General features: G+C 71.8%; 17 protein-coding genes. 14 read left to right on the top strand and 3 right to left on the bottom strand.

From position 1 onward, the window contains the following. Positions 1-128: 128 nt before the first annotated feature. Positions 129-1007 carry a formate dehydrogenase accessory sulfurtransferase FdhD gene (gene fdhD, locus AC0VYL_RS03280; RefSeq protein ID WP_475459017.1) on the top strand — a complete coding sequence of 293 codons (879 nt, stop codon included), beginning with the start codon at positions 129-131 and terminating at the stop codon, positions 1005-1007. 120 nt (positions 1008-1127) lie between these two features. Here fdhD and sucD read toward each other — a convergent pair whose 3' ends face one another. Both sucD and sucC read right to left on the bottom strand, forming a co-directional pair. After that, the gene (sucD, locus tag AC0VYL_RS03275; protein WP_475482288.1) at positions 1128-2009 is read right to left on the bottom strand and encodes a succinate--CoA ligase subunit alpha; all 882 of its coding nucleotides are present in this window, start codon (positions 2007-2009) and stop codon (positions 1128-1130) included. Between the two features lie 27 nt (positions 2010-2036). After that, positions 2037-3209 (bottom strand): ADP-forming succinate--CoA ligase subunit beta, encoded by a 1173-nt coding sequence (sucC, locus tag AC0VYL_RS03270; protein WP_475482287.1) that lies wholly within the window; start codon positions 3207-3209, stop codon positions 2037-2039. Positions 3210-3344: 135 nt separating this feature from the next. Here sucC and AC0VYL_RS03265 point away from each other — a divergent pair, with 135 nt between their 5' ends. The 12 genes from AC0VYL_RS03265 to AC0VYL_RS03210 all read left to right on the top strand — a co-directional run bounded on the left by AC0VYL_RS03265 (position 3345) and on the right by AC0VYL_RS03210 (position 19094). Beyond that, positions 3345-4883, top strand: coding sequence for an MFS transporter (locus tag AC0VYL_RS03265; RefSeq protein WP_475482286.1), 1539 nt, complete (start codon positions 3345-3347; stop codon positions 4881-4883). A gap of 77 nt (positions 4884-4960) precedes the next feature. Continuing rightward, entirely contained in the window at positions 4961-6667 is a 1707-nt protein-coding gene (locus tag AC0VYL_RS03260; protein WP_475459009.1) for a thiamine pyrophosphate-binding protein, read from the top strand. Between the two features lie 15 nt (positions 6668-6682). Next, positions 6683-7912 (top strand): formyl-CoA transferase, encoded by a 1230-nt coding sequence (frc, locus tag AC0VYL_RS03255; protein ID WP_475459006.1) that lies wholly within the window; start codon positions 6683-6685, stop codon positions 7910-7912. A 4-nt stretch (positions 7913-7916) separates the two neighbouring features. After that, positions 7917-10070, top strand: a complete 2154-nt coding sequence (locus AC0VYL_RS03250) for an acetate--CoA ligase family protein (protein WP_475459004.1) — start codon at positions 7917-7919, stop codon at positions 10068-10070. A gap of 278 nt (positions 10071-10348) precedes the next feature. Then, entirely contained in the window at positions 10349-11977 is a 1629-nt protein-coding gene (locus tag AC0VYL_RS03245; protein ID WP_475459001.1) for an Nramp family divalent metal transporter, read from the top strand. Beyond that, positions 11977-12549, top strand: a complete 573-nt coding sequence (locus AC0VYL_RS03240) for a hypothetical protein (protein WP_475458998.1) — start codon at positions 11977-11979, stop codon at positions 12547-12549. The genes AC0VYL_RS03245 and AC0VYL_RS03240 overlap by 1 nt, the downstream gene beginning before the upstream one ends. 368 nt (positions 12550-12917) lie before the next feature. After that, complete coding sequence (locus AC0VYL_RS03235; RefSeq protein WP_475458996.1) at positions 12918-13319, top strand: DUF485 domain-containing protein; 402 nt, start codon at positions 12918-12920, stop codon at positions 13317-13319. After that, on the top strand, positions 13316-15010 hold the full coding sequence (locus AC0VYL_RS03230) for a solute symporter family protein (protein WP_475458994.1): 1695 nt from the start codon (positions 13316-13318) through the stop codon (positions 15008-15010). Before AC0VYL_RS03235 ends, AC0VYL_RS03230 begins: the two co-directional genes overlap by 4 nt. 233 nt (positions 15011-15243) lie before the next feature. After that, positions 15244-16260: a sensor histidine kinase gene (locus AC0VYL_RS03225; RefSeq protein WP_475482285.1), complete on the top strand. Its 1017-nt coding sequence runs from the start codon at positions 15244-15246 to the stop codon at positions 16258-16260. Next, positions 16257-17045 (top strand): LytR/AlgR family response regulator transcription factor, encoded by a 789-nt coding sequence (locus tag AC0VYL_RS03220; RefSeq protein WP_475482284.1) that lies wholly within the window; start codon positions 16257-16259, stop codon positions 17043-17045. Before AC0VYL_RS03225 ends, AC0VYL_RS03220 begins: the two co-directional genes overlap by 4 nt. Positions 17046-17061: 16 nt before the next feature. Continuing rightward, on the top strand, positions 17062-17442 hold the full coding sequence (locus AC0VYL_RS03215) for a hypothetical protein (protein WP_475458987.1): 381 nt from the start codon (positions 17062-17064) through the stop codon (positions 17440-17442). Continuing rightward, positions 17439-19094 (top strand): sodium/solute symporter, encoded by a 1656-nt coding sequence (locus AC0VYL_RS03210; protein ID WP_475458985.1) that lies wholly within the window; start codon positions 17439-17441, stop codon positions 19092-19094. Before AC0VYL_RS03215 ends, AC0VYL_RS03210 begins: the two co-directional genes overlap by 4 nt. Positions 19095-19332: 238 nt before the next feature. Here AC0VYL_RS03210 and AC0VYL_RS03205 read toward each other — a convergent pair whose 3' ends face one another. Then, a complete protein-coding gene (locus tag AC0VYL_RS03205; RefSeq protein WP_475482283.1) occupies positions 19333-19962 on the bottom strand; it encodes a TetR/AcrR family transcriptional regulator in 630 nt (209 codons plus the stop codon). 122 nt (positions 19963-20084) lie between these two features. Here AC0VYL_RS03205 and AC0VYL_RS03200 point away from each other — a divergent pair, with 122 nt between their 5' ends. Next, positions 20085-21077 (top strand): aldo/keto reductase, encoded by a 993-nt coding sequence (locus AC0VYL_RS03200; RefSeq protein ID WP_475482282.1) that lies wholly within the window; start codon positions 20085-20087, stop codon positions 21075-21077. The last annotated feature ends 158 nt before the right edge of the window (positions 21078-21235 follow it).

Raw genomic sequence — 21235 nt, 5'->3', positions numbered from 1 at the left:
CTGTGACCGGGGCCTCTCCGGGCCGCCTGTCCTCCATACGCCGATTTGACGCTTCGTCCCCTCGACACCGAATGTCGGGAAGAGTAGACCAGTAAACGCACTCGGGCACCGGAAGGCGGTGGTGGGGAATGGGACGGGTGACCGCCCGTGAGAAGGTCCTCCGTATCAGGGAGGGAGTCGAGAGCGAACGCGTCGACACCCTCGTGGTGGAGGAGCCGCTGGAGATCAGGCTGGACGGCGCCCCGTTGAGCATCACCATGCGGACCCCCGGGAGCGACTTCGACCTCGCCGCCGGGTTCCTGGTGAGCGAGGGGGTGGTCTCCGAGGGGCCCGAGGTCACCGCCATCCGGTACTGCGCGGGGGCCACCGCGGACGGGTCCAACACCTACAACGTGCTGGACGTGTCCCTGGCCCCGGGGGTGGCGCTCCCCGACACCTCGCTGGAGCGCAACTTCTACACCTCCTCCTCGTGCGGGCTGTGCGGCAAGGCCAGCCTGGACGCCGTGCGCACCAAGGCGCGGTGGCCGGTGGCCGACGACGGCCTGCGGATCGACGTGCCCACCCTCACCGTCCTCCCGGACCGGCTGCGTGAGGCCCAGCGGGTGTTCGACCGCACGGGCGGCCTGCACGCCGCCGGGCTGTTCACCGCCGACGGCGAGCTGCTGGCCGTGCGCGAGGACGTGGGGCGGCACAACGCGGTCGACAAGCTGGTCGGCTGGGCCCTGCGCTCCGACCGCCTCCCGCTGAGCGAGACCGTGCTCATGGTGTCGGGGCGCGCCTCCTTCGAGCTGGTCCAGAAGGCGTGGATGGCGGGCATCCCCATGATGGCCGCCGTCTCGGCCCCCTCGTCCCTCGCTGTCGACCTGGCCACGGAGGCGGGCATGACGCTCGTCGGCTTCCTGCGCGGCAGCTCCATGAACGTCTACACCGGAAGGCATCGCGTTCTCCTGGAGAGGGCGCTCGCGTCCTCGGCGGCCCCAGGGGCGACGCGCCCTCCGGAACGGTAGACGCGGACCTGGTTGGCGCGTTCCAGCCCCCCGCACCAACCAGGTCCGATACCGGCCCACCCGGGGCGGCGGCACCAGCCGCCGCCCCGTCGCGGTGTCCGGTCGATCCGACCGGCCGTCTCAGCCCAGGAGTTCCCGGGTGAGGCGGGCGGTCTCGCTCGGGGTCCGGCCGACCCGCACCCCGGCCGCCTCCAGGGCCTCCTTCTTGGCGGCGGCCGTGCCCGAGGAGCCGGAGACGATCGCCCCGGCGTGGCCCATGGTCCTGCCCTCCGGGGCGGTGAAGCCCGCCACGTAGCCGACCACGGGCTTGGTGACGTGTTCCCGGACGTACGCGGCGGCGCGCTCCTCGGCGTCGCCGCCGATCTCACCGATCATCACGATCACGTCGGTGTCCGGGTCGGCCTCGAAGGCGGCCAGGGCGTCGATGTGCGTGGTGCCGATGATCGGGTCGCCGCCGATCCCCACCGCCGTGGAGAAGCCGAGGTCCCGTAGCTCGTACATGAGCTGGTAGGTGAGCGTGCCCGACTTCGAGACCAGGCCGATCCGGCCCGGTTGGGTGATGTCGGCCGGGATGATGCCCGCGTTGGACTGTCCCGGGCTGATGAGGCCGGGGCAGTTGGGGCCGATGATCCTGGTGCGGTTGCCGCGCTCGGTGGCCAGGTGCCAGAAGGCGGCGGTGTCGTGGACCGGGACGCCCTCGGTGATGACGACGGCCAGACCGATCTCCGCGTCGACCGCCTCCTCCACCGCGTCCCGGGTGAAGCGGGGCGGCACGAAGACCACGGTGACGTCCGCGCCGGTGGCCTTGACGCCCTCCGCCACGGAGCCGAAGACGGGCACCTCGGTGCCGTCGAAGTCGACGCCCTGCCCGGCCTTGCGCGGGTTCACGCCACCAACGACGTTGGTGCCGGACGCGAGCATGCGCCGGGTGTGCCTGGTGCCCTCGGCGCCGGTCATGCCCTGGACGAGCACCCTGCTGTCCCTGTTCAGAAAGATGGCCATGGGGGTTTCTCCTGTCGAAGGGGGCGGTCAGTTCCGCGCGGCGAGTTCGGCGGCGAGCCGGGCGGCGCCGTCCATCGTGTCCGCCTGGCGCACGGCCGGGTGGGCGCGGGCGGTGAGGATCTGGCGCCCCTGCTCGGCGTTGTTGCCGTCCAGGCGCACGACCAGCGGCTTGCCGACGTCCTCACCCCGGCTCTCCAGGAGTTCGAGGGCCTGGACGACGCCGTTGGCCACGGCGTCGCAGGCGGTGATCCCGCCGAAGACGTTGACGAGCACGCTCCGGACGGCCGGGTCCCCGAGGATCACGTCGAGGCCGTTGGCCATGACCTCGGCGGAGGCACCGCCGCCGATGTCGAGGAAGTTGGCGGGGCGCACGCCGCCGTGCTCCTCCCCGGCGTGGGCGACCACGTCCAGGGTGGACATCACCAGTCCGGCTCCGTTGCCGATGACGCCGACCTCGCCGTCGAGCCGCACGTAGTTCAGGCCCCGTTCCCGGGCGCGGAGTTCGCGTTCGTCGGTCCCCGCGCCGTGGGAGAAGGGGGTCCGCTCGGGGTGCCGGTAGGCGGCGTTGTCGTCCAGGGTGACCTTGCCGTCGAGGGCGACCACCCGGCCGTCGGCGGTGCGGACCAGCGGGTTCACCTCCACCAGGGTGGCGTCCTCGCCCACCATGACCTTCCACAGGGCGGCGATGGCCGTGGCGGCCCGGTCCCGGACCTCCTCGGGCAGCCCGGCGGCGGCGCAGATGCCCAGCGCCTCCTCCCGGCCCACTCCCCGGGAGCCGACCGGGGTGCGCACGACCGCGTCGGGCTCGGCGGCGGCGACCTCCTCGATCTCCATGCCGCCCCGCGCCGAGCAGATGGAGAGGAACTCGCGGTGGGCGCGGTCGAGCAGGAAGGAGAAGTAGTACTCCTCCGCGATGTCGCTCGCCTCCTCGACGAGGACGCGGTGAACCGTGTGGCCCCTGATGTCCATGCCGAGGATCTCCTCGGCCCTGGCCCGGGCGTCGGCGGGCCCCTCGGCCACCCGCACGCCTCCGGCCTTCCCGCGCCCACCGGCCTTGACCTGGGCCTTCACCACGACCCTCCGGCCGAGGCGTCCGGCCACCGCCGCCACCCGTTCGGGGGTGTCGGCGATCTCGCCCTCGACCAGCGCGACCCCGTACTCACCGAAGATCTGTTTGGCCTCGTACTCGTGGAGATCCAACGCTCCTCCTCCGTCCGCTCGTCGCCCCCTTCCAGTGATACTCCACATTGTATGCAGTATTCAATAGGCATTGTTGTCGAGATGCCCCTTCACAAGCCCTCCGGGACTTTGCATACTGCATACAAGGAGGTCGCCATGTTCCCCCGCCATCTGCCCGGACCACCGCCCCGACCCGCCCCGGCGGAGCCGGAGCCACCGCCCGCCCCCGCGTCGGAGGCCGCCGAGGTGCACGACTGGCGGGGCAGGCGCTACACCGTCGGCCCCTCCGCGCGTCGGCTCACCGGAGCGCCCCGCTCCGTGCTGCTGACCCGCGCCCTGCTCGCGGTCGGGGCGGTGGGCGTCCTCCAGTTCGGCTACGGCGCGGCCGTGCCCCTCCTGACGGCGGCGCACGGCTGGACCCCGGCCCAGGCGCTGACGCCGTTCCTGGTCTGGGCCCTCGTCCAGGGCTGCCTCGCCCCGGTGCCGCGCCTGCTCCGGACCCGGGGGCTGCTCCGCCCGGGCGCGGCGATCTGCGTCGGGGCCGCGCTGTGTGCCGTGGCCGTGTACACGGTCGGGCACGCCACGGACCCGCTGACCGCCGTGGCGGGGTACGGTCTGCTCGGCGGCGTGGGCGCGGGGCTGGTCTACCACTCCTGTGTGGACCTGGTGGGCGGCTGGTTCCCGGACCGTCCCACCGTGCGTCTGGGCGCCGTGGGCGGGGCCTTCGCCCTGGGCGCGGTGCCACTGCTGCCCGCGCTCGCCCTGGGGCCGCCCTCCGGAGACCCCGGCCCCGCGGCCACGGCGCTCGCGTTGGCCGTGCTGGTCCTGGGTGCGGCGGGCGGCGTCGGCCAGCGCGGCGCCCCCGCGTACTGGTGGCCCCCGGGGAGCGACCCCCGCGCGGCGGCCCTGCGGCGCGGCGCCGACCCGCCGGCCGCGCGTGACTTCAGCGCGGGCCAGGCCTGGGCGAGCGGGCGCTCCCTGCACGCCCTGCACACGATCGTGGCGCTGTCCGGGACGGTCGGGCTGTTCACCCTGGTGGTGCTCCCACCGGTCCTGTCGGGCCTCGGTCGAGATCCGGCGGAGATCGCGGCGGCCGTCACGGCGTTCGCCCTGGGCAGCGGGGTCGGGCGGCTCGCGGCGAGCGGAGCGGCCGAACGCGCCGGACGGCGCCGGACCCTCACCGCGCTGCTGGCCGCGACCGCGCTCGGGCAGGCGGCCCTGGCCGCGTCCGCCCCGGACGGCCCCCTGCCGCTCCTGCTCGCCGCCGTCCTCGTGGTGGGCGCGGGCACCGGCTCCTGCTACCCGTTGACCCGGGCGATCACCGAGGGGCACTTCGGCAGGGGCCAGCACCGTGGCACCGGCCAGCACCACGGCACGGTGCGGGTCAGCGGGTCCGGCCGGTTCCGCGCCCAGGAGGACGACCCCGCCCGTTCGGCCGACCTCGCGGGGCTGGTCCACGGCTCCAAGGCGGTCGGCGGACTGCTCGGCGTGGGCGGCGCGATCGCGCTCCTCACCCTGGCCCCGGACTCCTCGCACACCGTCGCCCTGGCCGCCTCCGGCCTGCTCACAGCCGTGGCCGCCCTCCTGGCCGCACGCCTGCGCCGCCCCCTGCCGATCCGGACGCTCCCTCCGGGGGCCGGGACAAGTCGGCCCCCCGGGGTCTGGACAGCGCGGCGCCGGAGTGTTCCAATGTGATGCACACGGTATACAGTATCCGATCTTCACGTGATCACACGCTCCGTACCCTCAGCACGAAAGGGGTCGTCGCACCGATGGCCGAAGGCAAGGTACCCACCGAAACGAACAGCGACAGCAGCACGATCTCCGGCGGCCACCTGGTCGCCAAGGCCCTCAAGGCCGAGGGGGTCGACGTCGTCTTCACGCTCTGCGGCGGCCACATCATCGACATCTACGACGGCTGCGCCGACGAGGGCATCGACGTGATCGACGTCCGGCACGAGCAGGTCGCCGCGCACGCCGCCGACGGCTACGCCCGGATCACCGGCAAACCCGGCTGCGCGGTGGTGACGGCGGGCCCCGGCACCACGGACGCGGTCACCGGCATCGCCAACGCCTACCGCGCCGAGAGCCCGATGCTGGTCATCGGCGGCCAGGGCGCCCTCAGCCAGCACAAGATGGGCTCGCTCCAGGACCTGCCGCACGTGGACATGATCAACCCGATCTCCAAGTTCGCGGCCACCGTCCCGCACACCGAACGCGTGGCCGACCTCGTCTCCATGGCCTTCCGCGAGGCCAACAACGGCGCCCCCGGCCCGTCCTTCCTGGAGATCCCCCGCGACGTGCTGGACGCCAAGGTCCCCGTGGAGCGGGCGCGCGTGCCCGCCGCCGGGCACTACCGGGCCTCCACCCGCCAGGCGGGCGACCCGGCCGCCGTCGAGCGCCTCGCGGAGCTGATCGTGCGCTCCGAGCGGCCCAGCATCCTGCTCGGCAACCAGGTGTGGACCACCCGGGCCACCGACTCCGCCGTCGAACTGGTCCGCGCCCTCAACATCCCGGCCTACATGAACGGCGCCGGACGCGGCACCCTCCCGCCCGGCGACCCGCACCACTTCCAGCTCTCCCGGCGCTACGCCTTCAGCAACTCGGACCTCATCATCATCGTCGGCACGCCGTTCGACTTCCGGATGGGCTACGGCAAGCGCCTCTCCCCCGACGCCACCGTGGTGCAGATCGACCTCAACTACGCCACCGTCGGCAAGAACCGCGACATCGACCTCGGCATCGTGGGCGACGCCGACGTCATCCTGTCCTCCGCGCTCCAGGCCGTCTCCGGCTACGGCGACACCGGGGCGCAGGGCCGCAAGGGCTGGCTGGAGGAGCTGCGCACCCAGGAGCAGGCCGCGCTCGACAAGCGCGCGCACCTGCTGACCTCGGACTCCACCCCGATCCACCCCTACCGCCTGGTCAACGAGATCAACCAGTTCCTCACCGAGGACTCCGTGTACGTGGGCGACGGCGGCGACATCGTCACCTTCTCCGGCCAGGTGGTCCAGCCGAAGTCACCGGGCCACTGGCTGGACCCGGGGCCGCTCGGCACGCTCGGCGTCGGTATCCCGTTCGTGATGGCGGCCAAGTACGCCCGCCCGGACAAGGAGGTGGTCGCGCTCTTCGGAGACGGCGCCTTCAGCCTCACCGGCTGGGACTTCGAGACCCTGGTCCGCTTCGACCTGCCCTTCGTGGGGATCGTCGGCAACAACTCCTCGATGAACCAGATCCGCTACGGCCAGATCGCCAAGTACGGCGCGGACCGGGGCGAGCTCGGCAACACCCTGGGCGACGTCCGCTACTCGGAGTTCGCGAAGATGCTCGGCGGGTACGGCGAGGAGGTCCACGACCCGGCCGAGATCGGCCCGGCCCTGCTCCGCGCCCGCGAGTCCGGCAAGCCCTCCCTGATCAACGTCTGGATCGACCCCGAGGTGTACGCCCCGGGGACCATGAACCAGACGATGTACAAGTAGCCCGGAAGGAGAGTCATGGGCAAGGCACTCGACGGGGTCCGCGTCCTGGACATGACCCACGTCCAGTCGGGACCGTCCGCGACCCAGATCCTCGCGTGGATGGGCGCCGACGTCGTCAAGCTGGAGGCGCCCTCGGGCGACATCACCCGGCGCCAGCTCCGGGACCGCCCCGGCGTGGACAGCCTGTACTTCACGATGCTCAACTCCAACAAGCGGAGCATCACCCTCAACACCAAGAGCCCCGAGGGCAAGCGGATCTTCCTCGACCTGGTGCGCCGCAGCGACGTGCTGGTGGAGAACTTCGCTCCGGGCGCCCTGGACCGGATGGGGTTCACCTGGGAGGTGCTCGCGGAGGCCAACCCGCGGCTGGTCTACGCGTCGATCAAGGGGTTCGGCCCGGGCGCGTACGCCGACTTCAAGGCCTACGAGGTGATCGCCCAGGCCATGGGCGGCTCCATGAGCACCACCGGGTTCGAGGACGGCCCGCCGCTGGCCACGGGCGCGCAGATCGGTGACTCGGGCACCGGAATGCATACAGTGGCCGGTATCCTCGCCGCGCTCTACCAGCGGGTGCACACCGGCCGGGGCCAGCGCGTCCAGGTCGCCATGCAGGACGCGGTGCTCAACCTGTGCCGGGTCAAGCTGCGCGACCAGCAGCGGCTCGCCCACGGCCCGCTCTCCGAGTACCCCAACGACGACTTCACCGACGAGGTCCCCCGCTCCGGCAACGCCTCCGGCGGCGGACAGCCCGGCTGGGCCGTGCGCACGGCGCCCGGCGGACCCAACGACTACGTGTACGTGATCATCCAGCCCGCGGGCTGGGCGCCCATCGCCCGGCTCATCGGCCGCCCCGAGCTGGCCGAGGACCCCGAGTGGGCCACCCCCGAGGCCCGGCTGGACAAGCTCGACAAGGCCTTCGCCCTGATCGAGGAGTGGTCCGGGGAACTGCCCAAGTGGGACGTGCTCTCCGCGCTCAACGAACACAACATCCCGTGCGGGCCGATCATGTCCACCCGGGAGATCATCGAGGACCCCACCCTGAGGGAGAACGGCGTGGTCACCGAGGTCGACCACCCCGAGCGCGGCAGCTACCACACCGTGGCCTCGCCCATCCGCCTCTCCGACTCCTCGGTGGACGTCAGCCGGTCCCCCCTGCTCGGTGAGCACAACCCCGACATCTACCGCGACGAGCTGGGCCTGACCCCCGAGGAACTGGCGGAGCTCTCATCGAACGGAGTGATCTGAGCGCATGGCCGTCTTCACCCCCGAACGTTCCGACCGCGACCCCTCCCCGGTCCGCGAGGTCCTCGACCGGGCCCGCGCCGAGGGCCGGACCGCGCTCACCGCCCCCGAGGGCCGCCTCCTCGCGGAGGCCTACGGCATCCCCGTCCCCGGCGAGGCGCTGGCCCGCAGCGCCGAGGAGGCCGCCGCCCTGGCCACCGAACTCGGCCTCCCCGTGGCCGCCAAGATCGTCTCCCCCGACATCCTGCACAAGACCGACGCGGGCGGCGTGGAGATCGGACTGAACAGCGCCGAGGAGGTCGCCGCGGCCTACGAGCGCGTCACCGCCAACGCCCGCGCCCACGACCCCGACGCGCGCGTCGACGGCGTACAGATCCAGCAGATGGTCCAGGGCGGTCTGGAGGTCCTGGTCGGCGCCACCACCGACCCCACGTTCGGCAAGGTCGTGGTGTTCGGGCTGGGCGGCGTCCTGGTGGAGGTCCTCAAGGACGTCTCCTTCCGTCTGGCCCCGGTCAGCCGGGAGGAGGCGCTCACCCAGGTGGGCGACATCCGGGCCGCCGAGGTCCTGGACGGGGTCCGGGGCGCCGAGGCGGTGGACCGGGAGGCCCTGGCCGACCTCCTGGTGCGCCTGTCCGAGCTGGTCACGGACTTCCCGGAGATCGCGGAGGCCGACCTCAACCCCGTGTTCGCCTCCGCGTCCGGGGCCGTCGCCGCCGACCTCCGGTTCGTCCTCGACTTCGAGCCCGCCGAGGGGCCCCGCACCTTCGGGCGGGAGGAGATCCTGGCGTCCATGGAGCGCATCTTCAAGCCGCGCTCCATCGCCGTGATCGGCGCCTCCAACGAGGAGGGCAAGATCGGCAACTCGGTGATCCGCAACATCGTGGACGGCGGGTACCGGGGCGCCATCCACCCCGTCAACCCGAAGTCGGCCGAGGTCAACGGCCTCACCTCGTACAGGTCGATCACCGACGTGCCCGGCGACGTGGACGTGGCGGTCTTCGCGATCCCGGCGAAGTTCGTCGCCGGGGCCCTGGAGGAGGCCGGGCGCAAGGGGGTGGCGGGCGCGATCCTCATCCCGTCCGGGTTCGCGGAGACCGGCGAGCAGGAGCTCCAGGACGAGGTGCTCGCCGTCGCCCGCAGACACGGGGTCCGGATCCTCGGACCCAACATCTACGGCTACTACTACACGCCGGAGAAGCTGTCCGCGACCTTCTGCACCCCCTACGACGTGGCCGGGGGCACCGCCCTCACCTCGCAGTCCGGCGGGATCGGCATGGCGATCCTGGGGTACAGCCGCAGCACGCGCACGGGTGTGTCCGCGATCGTGGGCGTCGGCAACAAGGCCGACATCGACGAGGACGACCTGCTCACCTTCTTCGGCCAGGACGAGAACACCAACGCCGTCGCCATGCACCTGGAGGACCTCAAGGACGGCCGGGCGTTCGTGGCCGCCGCCCGCGAGGTGGTCCCGAAGAAGCCCGTGGTGGTACTCAAGGCCGGCCGGACCTCCGCCGGGGCCCGCGCCGCCGGGTCCCACACCGGGGCGCTGGCCGGGGACGACAAGGTCTACGACGACATCCTCCGCCAGGCGGGCGTGGTCCGGGCCCCCGGACTGACCGAACTCCTGGAGTTCGGCCGCGCCCTGCCGGTCATGCCCGCGCCCGGCGGCGAGAACATCGTGATCATCACCGGTGCGGGCGGCTCGGGCGTGCTGCTCTCCGACGCCGTGGTCGACAACGGGATGTCGCTGTACGAGATCCCGCCGGACCTGGACGAGGCCTTCCGGGCCTTCATCCCGCCGTTCGGGGCGGCCGGGAACCCGGTGGACATCACCGGGGGCGAGCCGCCCTCCACCTACGAGAAGACCATCCGCCTGGGGCTGGAGGACCCCCGCGTCCACTCCCTGGTGCTCGGCTACTGGCACACGATCGTCACCCCGCCGCTGGTCTTCGCGGACGTGGTGATCGACGTGGTGAGCAAGGCCCGGGCCGCCGGGATCGACAAGCCGGTGGTGGCCTCCCTCTCGGGTGACACCGAGGTCGAGGCGGCCAGCCAGCGGTTGTTCGAGCACGGGATCGTCGCCTACCCCTACACGACCGAGATGCCGGTGAAGGTTCTCGGCGCGAAGTATCGCTGGGCCCGCGCCGCCGGACTACTCTGACCGAATGCCCGGCCGGTGCCACCGGCCCCGGCCGGGCCAGCACGACACACGACCGACACCAGCCACTCGCCACACACCGAGCACACGAGCCACACCCGCCCGGCGGCCCCTGGAGCCGCCGCCGCAAGGCCGCCGGGCCCCTGGCCACCGCAGGGGACAGCCACGTCCAGCCACGGTGACCCCCAGCCACGTGTCCACCACGATCAGGGAGGTGCCGCACCACCCGGGGGCGACATGCGAACCACCGACTCGCATTCGCACACACACGGAGTACCGCCTTGGATTCCTCACGCCCCGAACCCGACTCCTCTGAACCCCCGGCGCCGTCCGGGACCCAGCGACCGCACGTCCCGGCCCAGCGCCGGGCCCACCCGTCCGAGACCGGCCCCGCCGCCGAACCGGTCACCGCCTCCGCCGACGCGCCCTCCGACCCCCCGGCCGACGCCACCGCCGCTCCCCCGCAGGAGCAGCGGTACTGGAAGGCGGGCAAGCTGGAGCCGATGCCCATCCGGGAGCTCCCCAAGGCTCCCCCGTCCATCCACATCCTCGGCCCCACGGTGTTCCTGGTCGCCCTGGGCGTGGGCATGGGCGAGTCCTACATGTGGCCGCGCCTCGTCCTGGTCTTCGGGCCCGAGATCCGCTGGCTGTTCCTGATCGGCGTCTCCCTCCAGGCCGTGGTCATGCTGGAGATGTCGCGCTACGCGATGGCCACCGGGGAGAGCATCTTCTACGGCGCGGCACGCGTGTTCAAGCCGCTGATGTGGTTCTTCTTCCTCACGGCGATCCTGGTGTACATCTGGCCGGGCCACCTCTCGGCGGGAGCCTCCGCCTTCGAACGGGTGACCGGCATCCCCTGGCAGGCCACGGCGGTGGCCGGGATGGTCCTCGTCGGCGTGGTCTTCACCCTCGCCAAGGTCATCTACGACCTGCTGGAGAACCTGCTCTCCATATGCATCGGCCTGCTGGTCGTCGGCACGTCCGTGGTCGCGGCGATGGTCGGCAACCTGTCCGACCTCACCTCCACCATCAGCGGGATGTTCTCGTTCGGGTACTTCCCCGAGGAGGCCATGTCGGCGGCCTGGTTCCCCATCGTCGTCGGCGCCATCGCCTTCGCCGGACCCTCCGGCATGCAGCAGATGTGGTACACCCTGCACCTGCGCGACAAGGGCGCGGGCATGGGCGCGCACATCCCCCAGATCCGGGGCCTGCGGCACGCGGGCGAGCAGGAGGCCGTCCCCTCGCGCGGCTTCATGTTCGACACCTCGGACCCGAGGGAGATGGAGAAGTGGAAGGGGTGGCGCCGCTGGGTGACCTTCGACGCCCTGGTGCTCTTCTGGGGCATCACCATGCTGGTGACGATCTCCTTCACCGTGCTGGCCCAGTCGGCGGCCCGGTTCGACCCGCAGGTGGCGCAGCTGATCCGGGACGGCGACCGGGAGGCCTCGCTCGACGCGATGGCGGGTGCCTTCTCCGCCGCCGGGAGCCCCGTCCTCGGCACGGTGTTCTTCCTCTTCATCGCGTTGATCGGCATCAACGCCACCCTGGGCCTGTTCGACTCCTTCTCGCGCGGCCAGGCCGACATGACGTACAACTTCGTGCCGGGTGCCAAGAAGATCGGGCTGTCGAAGCTGTACGGGATGTTCCTGTGGGGGCTGATCGCGTTCGGCACCGTCATCCTGCTGTTCGGACCGGCGGACGGACCGGCGGCCATCCTGGACGTGCTGGCCTTCCTGTCGGCCTTCGCGATGGGCGCGTACTGCGTGGTGCTGCTGCTGGTCAACAACATCGCGCTGCCCAAGCCGATCCGCCCGGGGATCGTCTCCAACGCGATCATCGCGCTGGCCGCCGTGTTCTACCTCGGGGCGCTCTTCTACTCGCTGATCGCGTTCGGGGTGGTGGTCGACTGATGCCCGCCACGTCCGCCCTCCGCCTGGGAGGCACCCCGCCCAACCACCTGGAGGTCGCGCTCCCGGGGGCGGCCATCGGCGTGGTCGCCGGCCTGTTCGCCACGGGAGTGGGGATGGCGGCGGGACTGCCCCTGGCCATGACCGGCACCGCCGGGCTGGCTCTGGGCCTCCCGCTCGCCGTGCTCGGCGCCGTGTACAGCGTGCTGCTGGCGCGCGGGGTCTTCCCGATCGGGGCGGTGGCCCCGCTGGCCCTGTACTGGCTGGTCGGGTTCCCCGCCGCCCAACTGTTCGACGCCCACATGGTGGCGTGGGTGATCGGTGACGGCCCCGCGCTGCGCGAGCCGCTCCTGTCGTTCCTCGCGCTCCAGGCCATGCTGAGCTTCGGCTTCACCATCGGCTTCCTGTGGCTGCACGAGCGGGTCATGCCGCACTGGCTGATGCGCGTGCGCGACCACAACCCGGTGGCCGAGTCCCTGTTCCAGCGGTACCTGGTGCACGCGGCCCACCTCAACCGCCGACGCGACGGGCGCAGGGCGCGTCGGCCCCGACGAGGTCGCGGGCGCCCGGACTGATCCACCCCCGTTCGAGGAACGGGAACCGAGCTGACGGCCCCGGCGGGCCCCCACCCGCCGGGGCCGTCAGCGGTGTGCGGGACGCGTTCTCCGAGGGGCGTCTCCCCAGGCGGGGCGGGGCGCGGGCCGCCCGTCGACCGTTCGTCGCGTCAACCGACCGTTCATCGCACGGTGGGCGACCGCTCGACGCTCCTCGTCCGCGTTCGGCGCGCGCCCCGGCACGCCCCCCTGCTCAGGCCGGGTGGCCCTCCTTACAGTGCTGGGTAACGCACGTCACACGAACCGGTCATTCCAGGCGAACCCGCTCGACGCGGGAACGCGACCGGACGCGGCACCTTCCCCGCCATCCCCCCGGAGGTTCACGAAACATGGCACACGACAGCCCCCCGAAGGGTCCGACACCACCGGACGGCAACGGCGGTGGCGACGTACCCATCACCGACGCGGCGTACGTCGCGATGCACGCCGACCCGCGGTTCGTCGACTTGAAACGGCGCCTGTACCGCTTCATCTTCCCCATGAGCATCGCCTTCATGGCCTGGTACCTGCTCTACGTCCTCATGTCCGCGTTCGGCCGCGACGTCATGGGCACCGTGCTGTTCGGCAGCGTCAACGTCGCCCTGGTCTTCGGCATCCTCCAGTTCGTGTCCACCTTCGGGATCGCCGTCCTGTACACGATGTACGCCAACCGGAACTTCGACTCGCTCGCCACCGAACTGCGCGACGAACTCCAGAACGGTTCCTCGACGGACCAGGAGGACGGCCGATGATGCTCGCTCAGGAGGCGGTCAGCGAGAGCAGCCGCATCGTCACCCTCGTCCTCTTCGCCCTGATGATCGCGGCGACGCTCGGCATCACCGTCTGGGCCAGCCGCAACACGCGCTCGGCCACCGACTTCCACTCCGGCGGACGCGGCTTCTCCCCGCTCCAGAACGGCCTGGCCATCGGCAGCGACTACATGTCCGCCGCGTCCTTCCTGGGCATCGCGGGCATGATCGCGCTCTTCGGCTACGACGGCTTCCTCTACTCCATCGGCTTCCTCGTGGCCTGGCTGGTCGCCCTGCTGCTCGTCGCGGAGCTGCTGCGCAACTCCGGCCGCTACACCATGGGCGACGTCCTCTCCTACCGGATGCAGCAGCGCCCGGTGCGCACCGCGGCCGCGGTCTCCACCGTGGTCGTGTCGATCTTCTACCTGCTCGCCCAGATGGTCGGCGCGGGCGCGCTCATCGCCCTGCTGCTCGGCATCCAGGAGGGGCAGACCTTCCTCGGCATGGACGCCCCGACCGCGAAGATCGTCGGGATCGTCGTCATCGGTCTGCTCATGACGATCTACGTGGCCTTCGGCGGTATGAAGGGCACCACCTGGGTGCAGATCGTCAAGGCCGTCATCCTGATGGCCGGCGCCGCGCTGCTGACCCTGCTCACGCTGTCGCTCTACGGCTTCAACCTGGGCGCCCTGATGACCGACGCGGCCAACGCCAGCCAGGCGGCGGCCGACGGCGACGCGGCCGCATTCCTCGAACCGGGGCAGCGCTACGGGGTCGTCGTCGAGGGGGACGCGCTCCAGACCCTGTGGAACAAGCTGGACCTGATCAGCCTGGGGCTGGCGCTGGTCCTGGGCACCGCCGGTCTGCCGCACATCCTCATCCGCTTCTACACGGTCCCGGACTCCCAGAGCGCCCGCAAGTCCGTCAACTGGGGCATCGGCCTCATCGGCGCGTTCTACCTGATGACCCTCGTGCTGGGCTTCGGCGCCGCCGCCCTGGTGGGCTTCGACGCCATCACGGCGCAGGACGCGGCCGGGAACACGGCCGCACCGCAGCTCGCGTCGGTGGTGGGTGAACGCATCGGCGGCGAGATGGTCGGCGCGGTCCTGCTGGCCGTCATCGCCTCCGCCGCCTTCGCCGCGATCCTGTCGACGGTGGCGGGCCTGGTCATCGCCTCCTCGTCCTCGCTGGCCCACGACTTCTACAACTCGGTCATCCGCAAGGGCAAGGCGACCGGAGCCGAGGAGGTCAGGGTCGCGCGGTTCTCGGCCATCGGCGTCGGCGTGGTGGCGATCGTGCTGGCGATCTTCGCGCAGAACCTCAACGTGGCCTTCCTGGTCTCGCTGGCGTTCGCGATGGCCGCCTCCGCGAACCTGCCGACCCTGCTGCTCAGCCTGTTCTGGAAGCGCTTCAACACGGCCGGGGCCCTCGCGGGCATCTACGGCGGTCTGATCAGCGCCGTCGGCCTGGTGTTCTTCTCGCCCGTGGTCTCGGGCTCGGAGTCCGCGCTCATGCCCAACGTCGACTTCGCCTGGTTCCCGCTGCCCAACCCGGCCCTGGTGTCGGTGCCGATCAGCCTGGTCTGCGCGATCGTCGGAACGCTGATGTCCAAGGAGCGCGACTTCGACAAGTTCGCGATGCTCCAGGTCCGTGCCCTCACCGGCGCGGGCGCGGAGAAGGCCGGCAGCCACTAGGTCACCGCTCTCCCGTTGACGGGCCCGTCGCCTCCCCGGGCGGCGGGCCCGTCCCGTGCACCTTCCGTGACCAGCGACGCACAGCCCGGAACGAAGAGGAAAAGCGAGGGTCAGCACGTGAGCGCCGACACATTTTGCGGGGATAGGATCGGTCCGTGTCCTATCGGTGGCTGTCGCGGCTTTCCCCCTCCCGGCGCCCCACGTCCTCGGAACGCCGGGCGAGCGTCGAGTTGATGCGCCAGGTCCACGCACTGGGAGCCGACCTCCGGGACGGCCTGCACGGGCGCGGCGCGCACTCCGCCGCCCGCCGTCTGCGCCAGGTCCTGGCGGTGGACGGGGTGCTCCTCGCCGACCTCGACGGAACGGTCGCCTCCCATGGGAGGTGCCCGGCCCCCGCCGAGGTCGAAGCCCTGCTGTCCCAGGTCTTCGAGTACGGCGGCGGCGCCCGTTCCCGGCTGCCCGACGGCACCTCGGTGTGCGCCGTCCCGCTGACCGTCGCGGACGAGCTCTCCGGTGCCCTGATGGCCTCGGGCCACCCGGTGGAGGCGGACGTGGAGGCGGCCGCCGCGCTGGTCTCCGACTCCCTGGACCACGCCGCCCTGCGCCGGGCCCGCGCCCGCATCGCCGCCGCCGACCTGCGCACCCTGCGCGCGCAGATCTCCCCGCACTTCGTGCACAACGCGCTCGCCGTGATCGCCGCCCTGGTGCGCACCGATCCCGACCGGGCCCGCCACCTGCTGTCGGACTTCGCGGACTACCTCCGGTACGGGTTCTCGGAGAAGGGCGACTACGCCACGGTCTCCGACGAGCTGGAGGCCACCCAGACCTACCTCGAACTCCAGCGGGCCCGCTTCCACGACCGCCTCGACATCACCGTGCGGATGGCGCCCGAGGTGCTGCCCGTCGCCATCCCCTTCCTGGTGGTGCAGCCGATCGTGGAGAACGCGATCCGGCACGGGCTGGAACGCAAGGAGGGGACCGGGCACATCAGCGTGTCCGGGTTCGGCGAGGGCCCCCTGTGCGTCATCGAGATCGAGGACGACGGGGTGGGCATGCACCCCGAACTGGCGCGCGCCCTGCTGGCGGGCACCGGCCCCGAGTCCCGCGGCGTCGGTCTCGCCAACGTCGACCAGAGGCTGCGGGCGGTCTACGGACCCGAGTACGGTCTGGTGATCGAGACCGCTCTGGGAGAAGGGACGAAGGTGACCGTGCGCGTACCGAGGTTCGCCCCCGGGGTGGTGGTCCGGTGAAGCCCGAACTCCGCGTGCTGGTGGTGGAGGACGAGTCCTCCACCCGGCAGGAGATGGCCTCCCTGCTGGGTGACATGCCCGAGGTGGCGGAGGTCCTGGTGGCCTCCAACGGCGCCACCGCCGTCCGCCTGCTCGGCACGACCAGCATCGACGCCGCCTTCCTCGACATCCTCATGCCCGGGTTGGACGGCATGGACGTGGCCCGGGTGCTGAGCGTGATGTCCGAGCCGCCGTCCATCGTGTTCGTGACCGCCTCCGAGGCGCACGCCGTGGAGGCCTTCGGTATCGGGGCCGTGGACTACCTGCTCAAGCCGATCCGGCCGGAGCGGCTGGCCGAGGCGGTGGGGCGGATCGCCCAGCTGCGCGGGTCCGGCGGCGCGTCCTCCCCGGCGGAGGACCTGCACGTGGTGCAGATCGACACCGGGCGCAGGACCGTCTTCGTCAAGCGCGACGACGTGCAGTTCGTGGAGGCGCAGGGCGACTACGTGCGGCTGCACACGGCGGACGGCACGCACCTGATCCGCCTGTCGCTGTCGTACCTGGAGGAGGTGTGGGCCGCCGCCGGGTTCATCCGCGTGCACCGGGGGTTCCTGATCGCCATCCCGTGGGTGCGGGACCTGCGGGTGACGTCCTCCTCCGGGCTGGTGGCCGGGACCCCGGCCGGGGACGTGCCGGTGAGCCGCCGCCACAGCCGCCGACTCCGGACCCAGCTCATGGAGGCCGCCCGACGCGACCAGCTGGGCCGTTCGGCCCGCCCGCCGGGAGCGGTCAAGGAGCAGCCGTGACCGCCGGGGGTGGGGTGTGAGCCCGCGCCGTGAGAAGCTCACCAGCCCGCAGACGCGCATCGCGCTGGCCCGTGGCAACCGTCCCGCGCACCACCTCATCCCGGTGCCCGCCCCGGTGGACACCGAGGCGGCGCGGCGGCTCTTCCGGGCGCAGCGGCGCACGGCGGTGCGCACGGTCCTGCTGCTGGCGGTGGTGCTCTTCGGGCTGAGCGGGGCCTTCGCCCTCTTCCCCGAGCTGGGCCGGACCCGCCTGGTCGGGGTCCCGGTCTCCTGGCTGCTGCTGACGGTGGCGGTGTACCCGCTGCTGTTCGGGCTGGCCCTGTGGCACGTGCGCGCGGCCGAGCGCCTGGAGGACCGGGCCGAGGGCGGCGGCGCCGGACCCGACGGGAAGCCATGACCACGGCCGTTCTGGCGATAGGCCTGGTCCTGGTCACCAGCCTGGTCATCGGGGTGTACGGGGTGCGGGCGGCCCGCTCCACCTCGGACTTCCTGGTGGCCTCCCGGCGCGTGTCACCGAACTGGAACGCCCTCGCGATCGCCGGTGAGTACCTGTCCGCCGCCTCGGTGCTGGGCCTGGCCGGGCTGCTGCTCAAGAACGGGCTGGGCACCATGTGGTACGCGGTGGGGTTCACCGCGGGCTACGTCGCCGTGGTGGCGCTGGTCGCCGGGCCCATGCGCCGCTCGGGGGCCTTCACCGTGCCGGACTTCGCCGAGTACCGGCTGGGCGCGCCCCGGCTGCGCAAGCTCTGCGGGTGCGTGGTGCTGGTGATCATGCTGCTGTACCTGGTTCCGCAGTTCAAGGGGGCCGGGGTGGTGCTGAGCCTGGTCAGCGGGACCCCCTACTGGGTGGGCGTGCTGCTGGCGGGCCTGGTGGTGAGCGGGTCGATCGCGGCGGGCGGGATGCGCTCGGCCACCTACGTGCAGGCGTTCCACTACGTGGTGAAGCTGGCCTTCCTCGCCGTGCCCGCGATCTTCCTGGTGGTGCACGCGGGCGCCGAGACCCGCGCCGAGGCGCTGCACCCGGAGTGGGGCACCCACTTCCCCCGGACCACGCCGGTGGAGTTCACCGTGGCCACGGAGTTCAGCCTGGACCACGCGGTCACCGTGACCACCCCGGACGGCCGGGAGCTGGAGCTGGCCGCCGGAGGGCACGCGGTCGAGCAGGGCACGGAGTACGTGTTCCCGGAGGGCGCCACCATCCCGCACCCGGCCGGGCTGCCGGAACTGGGCAACGAGCGGTGGAGCACCCCGCTGCTGAACGTGGGCGGCTACCCGCTGTTCGAGACGTGGTCAACGCTGCTCGCCATCACCCTCGGCTGTATGGGGCTGCCGCACGTGATCATGCGGTTCCACACGAGCCCGACCGCGCGGATCGCCCGCCGGGTCGCGGTCGGCGTGATCGCGCTGCTGGGGCTGTTCTACCTGTTCCCCACGGTCTACGGCCTGCTGGGCCGGGTGCTCACGCCGCAGCTGGTGATGCTCCAGGGCACCGACACCGTGGCGGTGGTGCTGCCAGCGGAGGCCGTCCCCGGTTCGGTGGGCACGCTCCTGACCGCGTTGGTCGCGGCGGGGGCCTTCGGCGCGTTCCTGTCCACGTCCTCGGGTCTCCTGCTGGCGCTGGCCGGAGGGCTGTCCCACGACCTGTTCCAGGGGAGCGTGCCGCGGCTGCGGCTGGCCGTGGCGGTCGGCGCCTGCGTCGCGGTGCTCCTGGCGCTGCCCGCGCAGATGATCGACATCAACGTGCTGGTCGTGTGGGCGTTCACGGTGGCGGCGTCCACCTTCTGCCCGCTGTTGGTGCTCGGTATCTGGTGGCGGCGGCTGACCCTGCCCGGGGCGGCCGCGGGGCTGATCGTCGGCGGGGTCACCGCGACCGGTGCGGTCGGCTGGTCGATCCTGTTCAGCACGCCCGAGGGCTGGGTGAGCGTGCTGCTGGCGCAACCGGCGGCCTGGACCATCCCGCTGGCCTTCCTCACGATGACGGTGGTCTCCCGGTTCACCCGCCCGCCCGAGTGGGCCGAGCACGCGGTCCTGCGCCTGCACTCTCCCTAGAGCGTGTTCCGTGGATCCTGAATCTCGCATCTGTGGCTCTGACGCTCGGTGCGCACCCGGTGCGTGAGCCGCAGATTCGAGCTCCGAAGAGGAGTGGGACCCGATCCGCCCTCTGCTGCCCACCGATGACTGCCCGCTGTGAGCCCCGACCGCAGTACCGGCGTGGTCTGCTGGCGACGCCATCTTCGACGGACGCATCCGAGGTGTGCGTCAAACCCGAACGGTGCGAGCGTTGTTCTCAGCCCGCGCGAGGGAACATGCGCTCGACGGCGGCCACCAGTGCGGCGCGGCGGGCGGCGACGGAGGGGGCCGCCGCCTGGCCCGCGGCAGCGGCGGCGATTTCGGGCTGACCCGCCCAGGTCATGGCGATCTGGTTGATCAGGGCGAGGACGTCGACCGGGTCCCAGGCCGGGTCGAGCGACCCGGCGCGCTGAGCGTCGCGGAGTTGGTCGAGCTTGCCCGCGACCGTGGCCTGGAGGCGGCTGGCGGCGCTGCCTGCGGGCTCGACCTGCTCCAGGCGGCCCCACATGATCAGGCGGTAGTGGTCCGGACGTGCCGTGAAATGGTCGAAGAGGGTGCCGACATAACCGGGCAGGTCGGTCGGGTCCAGCTGCGTCGCCTCGACGAGTGCGGTCGTCTCGCGTTCGGCGACGTGCGCGTAAAGGGCTTCCTTGCTGCGGAAGTAGGCGTAGACACGTTCCTTGCTCGTCCTGGCCTGCTTGGCTATGCGGTCCACGCGGGCACCGGCGATCCCGTGCCGGGCGAACTCCTCCTTGGCCGCGGCGACGATCCGCTGGCGCGTGGAGTCGGCGGACTCACCCGCGATGGCGGCGTCCGGGGTCTGGCCGGGGTTGGTGGAGGAAGGCATGAGCCCAGGATAGGCGACCGAACCGTTCGGTATTGCGTTGCGCTCCGGACGGGCGTAGGGTCACACCAAACAGTTTGGTTTGGTCGGCTGCGGGGTGCCGACACGACACGAGGAGCGATTGCATGCAGCACCGAAGCCTGGGACAGCAGGGACTACGCGTCTCCGCGCTCGGACTGGGCGTGATGGGGATGTCCATGGCCTACGGCCCCTCGAACGACGAGGACGGCATCTCCACCATCCACCGCGCCCGCGAACTCGGCGTCGACTTCTTCGACACCGCCGAGATGTACGGCCGAGGCACCGGCAGCAACGAGACGCTGCTCGGCAGCGCGGTCAAGGACTTCCGCGACGAGGTCATCCTGGCCACCAAGTTCGGCTTCGACATGACCGGCGAGACGCCCGGGAGCGGTGTCAACAGCCGCCCCGAGAACATCCGCGAGGTCGCCGAGAACAGCCTGCGCTACCTCCAGACCGACTCCATCGACCTCTTCTACCAGCACATCTCCGACCCCGACGTACCGGCCGAGGAGGTCGCTGGCGCTGTCGGTGACCTGATCACCGAGGGCAAGGTGCGGTACTTCGGCCTGAGTAACGTCGGCCCGCAGTACATCCGCCGCGCCCACGCCGTCACCCCGGTCACAGCCCTTCAGTATGAGTACTCGGTCTTCGAACGCGAGGTGGAGGACGAGATCCTGCCGGTCCTGCGGGAACTGGGGATCGGCCTGGTGCCGTACTCGCCGCTCGGCCGCGGCTTTCTCTCCGGCGTGGTCAGGCCCGCCGACGAGTATCCCGAGGGCGACATGCGCCGCTGGGACGAGCGCTGGCAGGGCGAGAACTACGCCTACAACCTGAACGCCGCCGAGCAGCTCCGTAAGCTCGCCGCCGCCCGGGGCATCACCCCCGCCCAGCTCGCTCTGGCCTGGCTGCTCGCCCAGGGCGAGGACGTCGCCCCGATCCCGGGCACCCGCAGCGCCGCACGTCTGGAGGAGAACGTCGGCGCCACCGACGTGGAACTCACCGAGACCGATCTGGCCGGTATCCGGGAAGTCCTCCCCCAAGGCTCCGCAGGCAGCCGCTTCCCGGCCTCGATCATGGCTGGCTACCGCACCGCCTGACAGCCCGTCCACCAGGTTCGGCGGCCCCGGGCATGCGGCGGCGAGCAGCTGCCGCATGCCCTCCCAGTCGGGCTGGAGCAGTACACCTGGGCGCTGCGGTCCCATCGAAGATCGCGGCCCGCCTGTCGTAGCGGGCCGCGACCGCCCGGGACGCACGC

This window comes from Nocardiopsis sp. iso_238 (genome assembly GCF_056173325.1).
The sequence above is the reverse complement of the archived record's forward strand: the minus strand, read 5'-3'. Positions and strand labels throughout refer to the sequence as shown.